The 7,145-nt window shown below is 42.8% G+C and carries 4 protein-coding genes and 1 other RNA gene; 3 read left to right on the top strand and 2 right to left on the bottom strand.

Annotated elements, in window-relative coordinates:
• Window positions 1-240: 240 nt before the first annotated feature.
• Entirely contained in the window at window positions 241-816 is a 576-nt protein-coding gene (locus V7K30_RS29020) for a Uma2 family endonuclease (protein ID WP_335005294.1), read from the bottom strand.
• 91 nt (window positions 817-907) lie between these two features.
• Here V7K30_RS29020 and ssrA point away from each other — a divergent pair.
• Window positions 908-1,297, top strand: a transfer-messenger RNA (tmRNA) gene (ssrA, locus tag V7K30_RS29015).
• A 69-nt stretch (window positions 1,298-1,366) separates the two neighbouring features.
• On the opposite strand, the gene V7K30_RS29010 is transcribed toward ssrA, so the two are convergent.
• Window positions 1,367-1,822 carry a helix-turn-helix domain-containing protein gene (locus tag V7K30_RS29010; protein ID WP_335005292.1) on the bottom strand — a complete coding sequence of 152 codons (456 nt, stop codon included), beginning with the start codon at window positions 1,820-1,822 and terminating at the stop codon, window positions 1,367-1,369.
• Between the two features lie 1,168 nt (window positions 1,823-2,990).
• Between V7K30_RS29010 and V7K30_RS29005 the strand changes: the two genes are divergently transcribed.
• Together V7K30_RS29005 and V7K30_RS29000 are read left to right on the top strand one after the other, a co-directional pair.
• Window positions 2,991-4,730: a diflavin flavoprotein gene (locus V7K30_RS29005; RefSeq protein ID WP_335005290.1), complete on the top strand. Its 1,740-nt coding sequence runs from the start codon at window positions 2,991-2,993 to the stop codon at window positions 4,728-4,730.
• A 261-nt stretch (window positions 4,731-4,991) separates the two neighbouring features.
• Window positions 4,992-6,704 carry a diflavin flavoprotein gene (locus V7K30_RS29000; protein WP_335005288.1) on the top strand — a complete coding sequence of 571 codons (1,713 nt, stop codon included), beginning with the start codon at window positions 4,992-4,994 and terminating at the stop codon, window positions 6,702-6,704.
• Window positions 6,705-7,145 lie beyond the last annotated feature (441 nt).

The raw sequence follows: 7,145 nt of genomic DNA, 5'->3' as shown, positions 1-7,145 counted from the left end.
TGAGCCATTTTACCTGATTTTTTTGCACTTTTTACCGACCTATCGACCTCAACCACTATTTATATAAGGGTTTTAGCTTTAATCAGCAAGCCCTACTTAAGACTTACCAATAAATTATCACGGGAAATCTAGGTGCGATCGCTGCTTCTATCTCATTTGACTTGCGATCGCATCACCCAACAAAACCTTGAGCTTGTGGGGTTTCGTTTTGCACTGGATTCTACGTAATGACGATCGCCTCTAACCTCGTGACACAAAAAGACGTGCTACTTCACAGGCAAAGTTAGGCAACAATGGCGATATAATCAGATCATCTAGTAGCAATGTCGTAACCAGTTTTAACTGAGTATTGTCCCGTCGATAGACTTGAATTCTTTGAGCAATGCGATCGACAATCCAATACTCCTGGACTCCCTCAACCGAATACAATTTCAACTTAGCTAATCGATCGCGATCTTCATTAGCTTTTCCTTTTGACAGCACTTCCACTACTAATTCTGGCGCTCCGTGAAAATGCCCCGCTTCATCTTGAATTTGAGCCAACCGTTCATAACTGACCCACACCACATCGGGAGCTACATTATCAGAGTCCGAAAAAATCAGTCCTGGCATAATGGAGGGTTCTCCCAAACCACTATCTATAGACCAAGTGTTTAGCACTGAAAAGATACATCCAATCACGTGCTGATGTTTATGGTGGGGCGATCGCGTCACAAACAATTCTCCATCGATAATCTCATAACGAATCCATTCGTTATCGGGTAATGCTGCAACATCTTGAATTGTCCAGCGAACTCTGCTTGTAGTCTGACTCATGACAGTTAAGCCTGGGTAATGAGAGTTTAATATTTCTTTGTCATCCTGTGACACATTTCCTTAACAGCAAACTATAATATGTATAGCACATGGGTCCGTCACGGTTTCGACAGGTTGGCGAACGCTGCTCTGTGATTCAGGTCGAGAGTGAGTCTCCTCTCGGAAATCAAAGGCTCAAACAAAAAGTAAATGCGAATAACATCGTTAGCTTTGCTCGTAAGGACGCTCTAGTAGCTGCCTAAACACCTCTTATAGGTTCGAGCGTCTTTAGTTTGACTCCGTTAAGGACTGAAGACCAAACCCCAACGGATGCTCTAGTAAGCGTTCTCTGGTTGGCTTGCTGGCTAAGATTAAATCAGAGCATCCTACGTTCGGGATAATGAACGATTCCCGCCTTGAGGGTCAGAAAGGCTAAACCTGTGAATGAGCGGGGAGTCAATACCCAATTTGGACAGCAGTTCGACTCTGCTCGGATCCACTAAGAATAAGTAACAAATCCACCAAACAGTTTAATGTTTAGGTGGATTTTGTTTTATTACTTCTCAATCAGCTAATGATTCTGTTCCTGGGGTTGTTTGCGTGCGCTTCCAAACCTCCTTCCCCTTTTTTTAAGTACTCGTCGTAATCGATCTGCACTCAAATTTACTTGACGCTCCGATGCCAGTTTTTTTGCTAATTGTTTAGAGTTATAAGTCTCTGACTCTTGAGCTAAACAATTTTCTAGATAAACCAAATCTGATTCCGAATATCGCGGTTTTCCCCCTCGACCAGGAGCATCCCACAGACCTGCTAAACCCATCTTTTTCCAGCGATGAAGGGTTTGACGTACTGTTGAAATCGCCCAGTTCAAGCCTTTAGCAATATGCTCATTTTTTAAGCCGCGAGCATTCAGCAGTAAAACTTGAGCGCGATCCTTTGTACGTTGAGGAACATCTTTGGCTTTTCTTAACTCTTCTAAAGTCAGCTTTTCTTCTTCGGTTAGAAAGACTTTTAATCGGCATCCCATAAACAATAACCTTTTACATAGTCAATTTTTTTTGCCATTTTTATGTCTATTCACGCCTATATACTTATTTAGCTACGTATTTAATAGCACAGTCTAAAAGCTGAACTACAAGTATTAAGGATGCCTGCATCTAGAAGGCTGCTACGCGAGAAGTATTGGCTTGAGAACACTATCAAAGTTTGCAATTTATCATCGACAATAAATTTTTATAAAAACTTAGGCAGATCAGAAATGACACTATTAGCCTGTATAGGCAAATTTATTCGATAGCCAGAAGCTGTAGCTTATAGCTATGACAAAAAGAATTTGTTGGCGTTGTCCTGATTAATGTCTAAAGTCGATAATAAAGGACTGTATCATTAAATTTATTAGATTATTCGTATGGTTACGGAGATTTATCGAAACTTTAAAAATCATTTTTACGCTAGTTTCCATTTGGATAAGCAGAAAAACATATACAAGCCTAGTTCCTTTTTCTTTAACTCGTCTCTGAAAATTGGTTTTGATTGTCTCCAAAAAAAATATCTATTTTCTCAACTTTACATAAAGTTTATATTTGACGTAACAAGATTCTTGGTTGAGACAACAATATATTCAATACCCATTGGAAAAAAAATGTTAACAGCTTATTTGATACGGATTGAAAACAAAGAAAAATTTTGTCTTACCTTTCCTACCTTTCCCACTTTTATACTTAGTTAGAAAAGAGGATCTTAAAAAAACTAACTTTTTATCATTGACATCTAAATGTATTCTCTTAAGACATTTATTTTGCGATCGCCTAACATTATGCGCCACAATTACAAATAGACTTTGTAATTGTGGTATATCCTTCTTATTCATAATCCTGAAAAATAAAGGTTAATATAACAATCCTAGATGTGTGATTTTTTTATTTTTAAGCTTTTATGGTCAAATAATATGATGAATATGATATTGTTTGAATGAGGATAAAATCAGAAAAATAACAAAATTAAATACTCAGTAATTTCATAGGAATAAATTAATATTTATGAGATTGTTTGAGTTATATTTTTTGCTAAAAAATAGTAATAATTGATACAAGTTAAATTTTTCAAAAACTGATATTCATTACAACTTAAAAAAAAAATAATAGGGAGAATGGGGGCAGAAGAAAAACCTGTTAATTTGCGCTCGGAGACGAATAATGGTAGCGATGTCTACGACAGGCAATGCCCACGCAGAGAACGTTCAACATCGGCTAACTATACAAACTGTAGAAATTGCCCCTAACACAACGGCGATTCGCTCTCTTGATTGGGATCGCGATCGCTTCGATATCGAATTCGGACTGCAAAACGGCACAACCTACAATTCATATCTAATTAGGGGTGAACAAACAGTTTTGATTGATACTTCTCACCAGAAGTTTCGCGATCTGTATTTAGAGACTCTTAAAGGTCTTGTTAACCCCAAAACAATTGATTACATAATTGTCAGCCACACAGAGCCAGACCATAGCGGCTTAGTAGAAGATGTCCTCCAGTTAGCTCCTAGAGCCACTGTCTTAGCCTCAAAAGTTGCACTTCAGTTTCTGGAAGGGTTAGTCCACGATCCTTTTAGTAAGCGGGTTGTGAAAACTGGCGATCGCATAGATATCGGCAAAGGACACGAAATGGAATTCGTGAGTGCGCCTAACCTGCACTGGCCGGATACAATCTTTAGCTTTGACCGCAAAACCCAAATCCTCTACACCTGCGATGCTTTTGGGATGCACTTCTGTGACGATCGCACCTTCGACGAAGATTTAGAAGCGATCGAAGCTGACTTTAGATTTTACTACGACTGCCTGATGGGCCCTAACGCTCGTTCTTTGGTGAATGCCATGAAGCGGATGAGCGAACTAGGGAAGATTAATATTATCGCCAATGGTCACGGGCCATTATTATACCACCACCTAGATGTTCTAACCGGGTGCTACGAAAATTGGAGCCAAAAACAAGCTAAAGCAGAAACAACAGTTGGCATGTTTTTTGTCTCAGATTACGGGTATAGTGAGCGCCTTGGTCACGCAATTGCCGAAGGTATACTGAAAACTGGCGTTGGGATAGAAGTCCTGGATCTGAGTACTGCCCAGAGCCAAGAAATCCAAGAACTAGCCGGGAGAGCAGTTAGCATCATTATTGGTATGCCCCCGACTACAAGCGCCGCCGCCCAAGCTAGTATCAGTTCGCTGCTAGCTGTCGCCAAGAACAAGCAAATGGTTGGGCTGTTTGAATGTTACGGTGGGGATGATGAACCCATTGATACACTCCGCAGAAAATTTCTCGACTCTGGCATCAAAGAAGCCTTCCCAGCTATTCGGATTAGAGAGGCTCCCACCGCATCAACATTCCAGTTGTGTGAAGAAGCAGGTAAAGACTTGGGACAATTGCTGGTGCGCGATCGCAACATCAAGCAAATCAAGTCCCTCGACGTCGACATGGAAAAGGCGTTGGGTCGGATTAGTAGTGGACTGTATATAGTCACCACGAAAAAAGAAAATGTGTCAAGTGCAATGCTGGCATCCTGGGTAACGCAAGCGAGTTTGCAACCATTAGGATTGACAATTGCCGTTGCCAAAGATCGCGCCATTGATTCCTTAATGCAAGTAGGCGATCGCTTCGTCCTCAACGTTTTGGAAGAAGGCAATTATCAAGAATTGAAAAAGCACTTTCTCAAGCGCTTGCATCCCGGTGCTGACCGCTTTGCGGGAGTCAAAACTCAAACCGCGAAAAACGGTTCTCCGATTCTAACTGATGCTCTGGCATACATGGAATGTGAAATACAGAGCAGCATGGAATGCAGCGACCACTGGATTTTATACTGCACCGTCCAAGAAGGTCGTGTCTCCAAAAACGATGGACTGACAGCCGTTCGCCATCGCAAAGTTGGTAATTACTACTAAGAAATGGGGAGTAGGGAATGGGGAGTAGGGAGTAGGGAATAGAGAAGTAGGGGAGTATTTGAGCAGAAGAGAACTTGTACCAAGTCTTTACCCATTTCCCATTCCCCATTCCCCATTCCCGATTCCCCACTCCCCACTCCCGATTCCCCACTCCCCACTCCCGATTCCCCACTCCCGATTCCCCATTTCCCATTTCCCATTTCCCATTCCCCACTCCCCACTCCCCACTCCCCACTCCCCACTCCCTATTCACCAACAGCTATGACCAATTCCAAGCCACGCGACGTACAAGTTCTACCAATTGCTACAAATACTAAGGCGATCAGAGCACGTAGTTGGTCACGTCTGCGGTTTGAAATTGAATACGCACTTGAAAGAGGTACTACTTCCAATTGCTATTTAATTGAAGCTGATAAAACCGCACTTATTGATCCACCGCCAGAAAGCTTCACTGAAATTTATTTAGAGGCATTGCGCCAGACTTTAGATTTGACAACTTTGGATTATATCATCCTGGGTCATTTTAATCCCAACCGAGTTGCAACCCTCAAAGCAATTTTAGAACTGGCACCACAGGTAACTTTTGTCTGTTCTCTTCCCGGTGCGAACAATTTGCGTGCTGCTTTCCTAGAGCAAGATTTGAAAGTCTTGGTGATGCGGGGGAAAGAAACTCTGGATTTAGGCAAGGGTCATGTTTTAAAATTCTTTCCCACCCCCAGTCCACGTTGGCCGGAAGGACTTTTTACCTATGACCAACAAACCCAAATTCTTTACACAGATAAGTTATTTGCAACTCATCTCTGTGGTGATGAAGTGTTTGATGATAACTGGGAAGCGCTCAAAGAAGACCAGCGTTACTACTTTAACTGCCTGATGGCTCCCCAAGCTCCTCATGTGGAAGCAGCTTTGGAGAAAATATCAGATTTGCCGGTGAGAATGTATGCTGTAGGTCATGGCCCCTTGGTACGCACCAGCTTAATTGAACTTACCAAAGCTTATGGAGAGTGGAGTCGTGCTCACAACGATCGCGAGATTTCCGTTGCTCTACTTTATGCCTCAGCTTACGGGAATACGGCGACTTTAGCACAAGCGATCGCTCTAGGACTAACCAAAGGTGGAGTCGCAGTCAAATCGATTAACTGCGAGTTTGCCACCCCTGATGAAGTTCGCATCAACCTAGCACAGTCAGATGGTTTTATCATCGGTTCTCCCACCATTGGTGGTCATGCCCCAACTCCCATTCATACTGCTTTAGGGATTGTGCTATCAAGCGGTGACAACAGCAAACTCGCTGGCGTATTTGGTTCCTATGGCTGGAGTGGCGAAGCATTTGACTTAATAGAAGGTAAACTCCGGGATGCTGGATATCGCTTTGGCTTTGACACCCTGAAGGTCAAGTTTAAACCTGATGATGTTACTCTCAAGTTCTGTGAAGAACTAGGCACAGACTTTGCCCAAGCACTCAAAAAAGCTAAAAAGGTACGCGTACCACAACAAGCCGCTACTCCACTGGAACAGGCTGTTGGTCGGATTGTTGGTTCCGTTTGCGTGGTTACAGCGAAACTTGGAGAAGTATCCACCGGAATGCTAGGCGCTTGGGTTTCTCAAGCCACCTTCAACCCACCTGGACTAACTGTAGCGATCGCCAAAGACCGAGCGATCGAATCCTTGATGTATCCAGGCGGTAAGTTTGCCTTAAATATCCTACCTGAAGGCAATCATCAAGATTACATGAAGCATTTCCGTAAATCTTTCGCGCCTGGAGAAAACCGATTTGCCAATTTTAGTACAGCAGTTGCGGATAACGGCTGTACCGTCCTTACCGACGCTTTAGCATATCTGGAATGCTCAGTCAAGCAACGTCTGGAATGTGGCGATCACTGGGTTGTGTATGCAACTGTGGATGAAGGTAAATTACTCAAGCCTGATGCTGTTACTGCCATCAACCATCGCAAAACCGGTACTCATTATTAAATAGTGAGTAGTTCACCCTAACGAAACTGCTTTAGCTCAAATATAGCCAAGGCGTTTTCCGACAAAAATCCTCTTTTTTCTTGTGGGATGGGCATCTTGCCCGTCCCAGTTTTTTTGTCGAGATGCAGAGTACGCCCAAGTAAGCAGCAACGGTTTTGTGATCAACGGCATTAATGAGCATGACCACTCAGGCTACTCCGTCAGCAGTGCCGGAGACATCAACGGCGCCGGCATAGACGACCTAATTATTCGGGCAACTTTTTCCAACCGCGAGTACTCAATAGGTGCTTATAAGAGCTACGTTGTGTTTGGCACTAATAACCCAAGTTGCTAGTTATGAGGGAGAGCTATCACTCAGTTAAATATGATACTGTAACTTTATTTAACGTTTGTACTTTTGATTGAGTCTGAGTCGCGGTAGCCCCTAGCGCTACCGTCAAA

This window comes from Nostoc sp., from assembly GCF_036917655.1.
In the GTDB taxonomy this organism is placed as follows: domain Bacteria; phylum Cyanobacteriota; class Cyanobacteriia; order Cyanobacteriales; family Nostocaceae; genus Nostoc.
The sequence above is the reverse complement of the archived record's forward strand: the minus strand, read 5'-3'. Positions and strand labels throughout refer to the sequence as shown.

Coding starts and splice junctions, on each gene's coding strand:
- V7K30_RS29005 (WP_335005290.1), top strand. CDS start 2,991: ATGGTAGCGATGTCTACGACAGGCAATGCCCACGCAGAGAACGTTCAA.
- V7K30_RS29010 (WP_335005292.1), bottom strand. CDS start 1,822: ATGGGATGCCGATTAAAAGTCTTTCTAACCGAAGAAGAAAAGCTGACT.
- V7K30_RS29000 (WP_335005288.1), top strand. CDS start 4,992: ATGACCAATTCCAAGCCACGCGACGTACAAGTTCTACCAATTGCTACA.
- V7K30_RS29020 (WP_335005294.1), bottom strand. CDS start 816: ATGAGTCAGACTACAAGCAGAGTTCGCTGGACAATTCAAGATGTTGCA.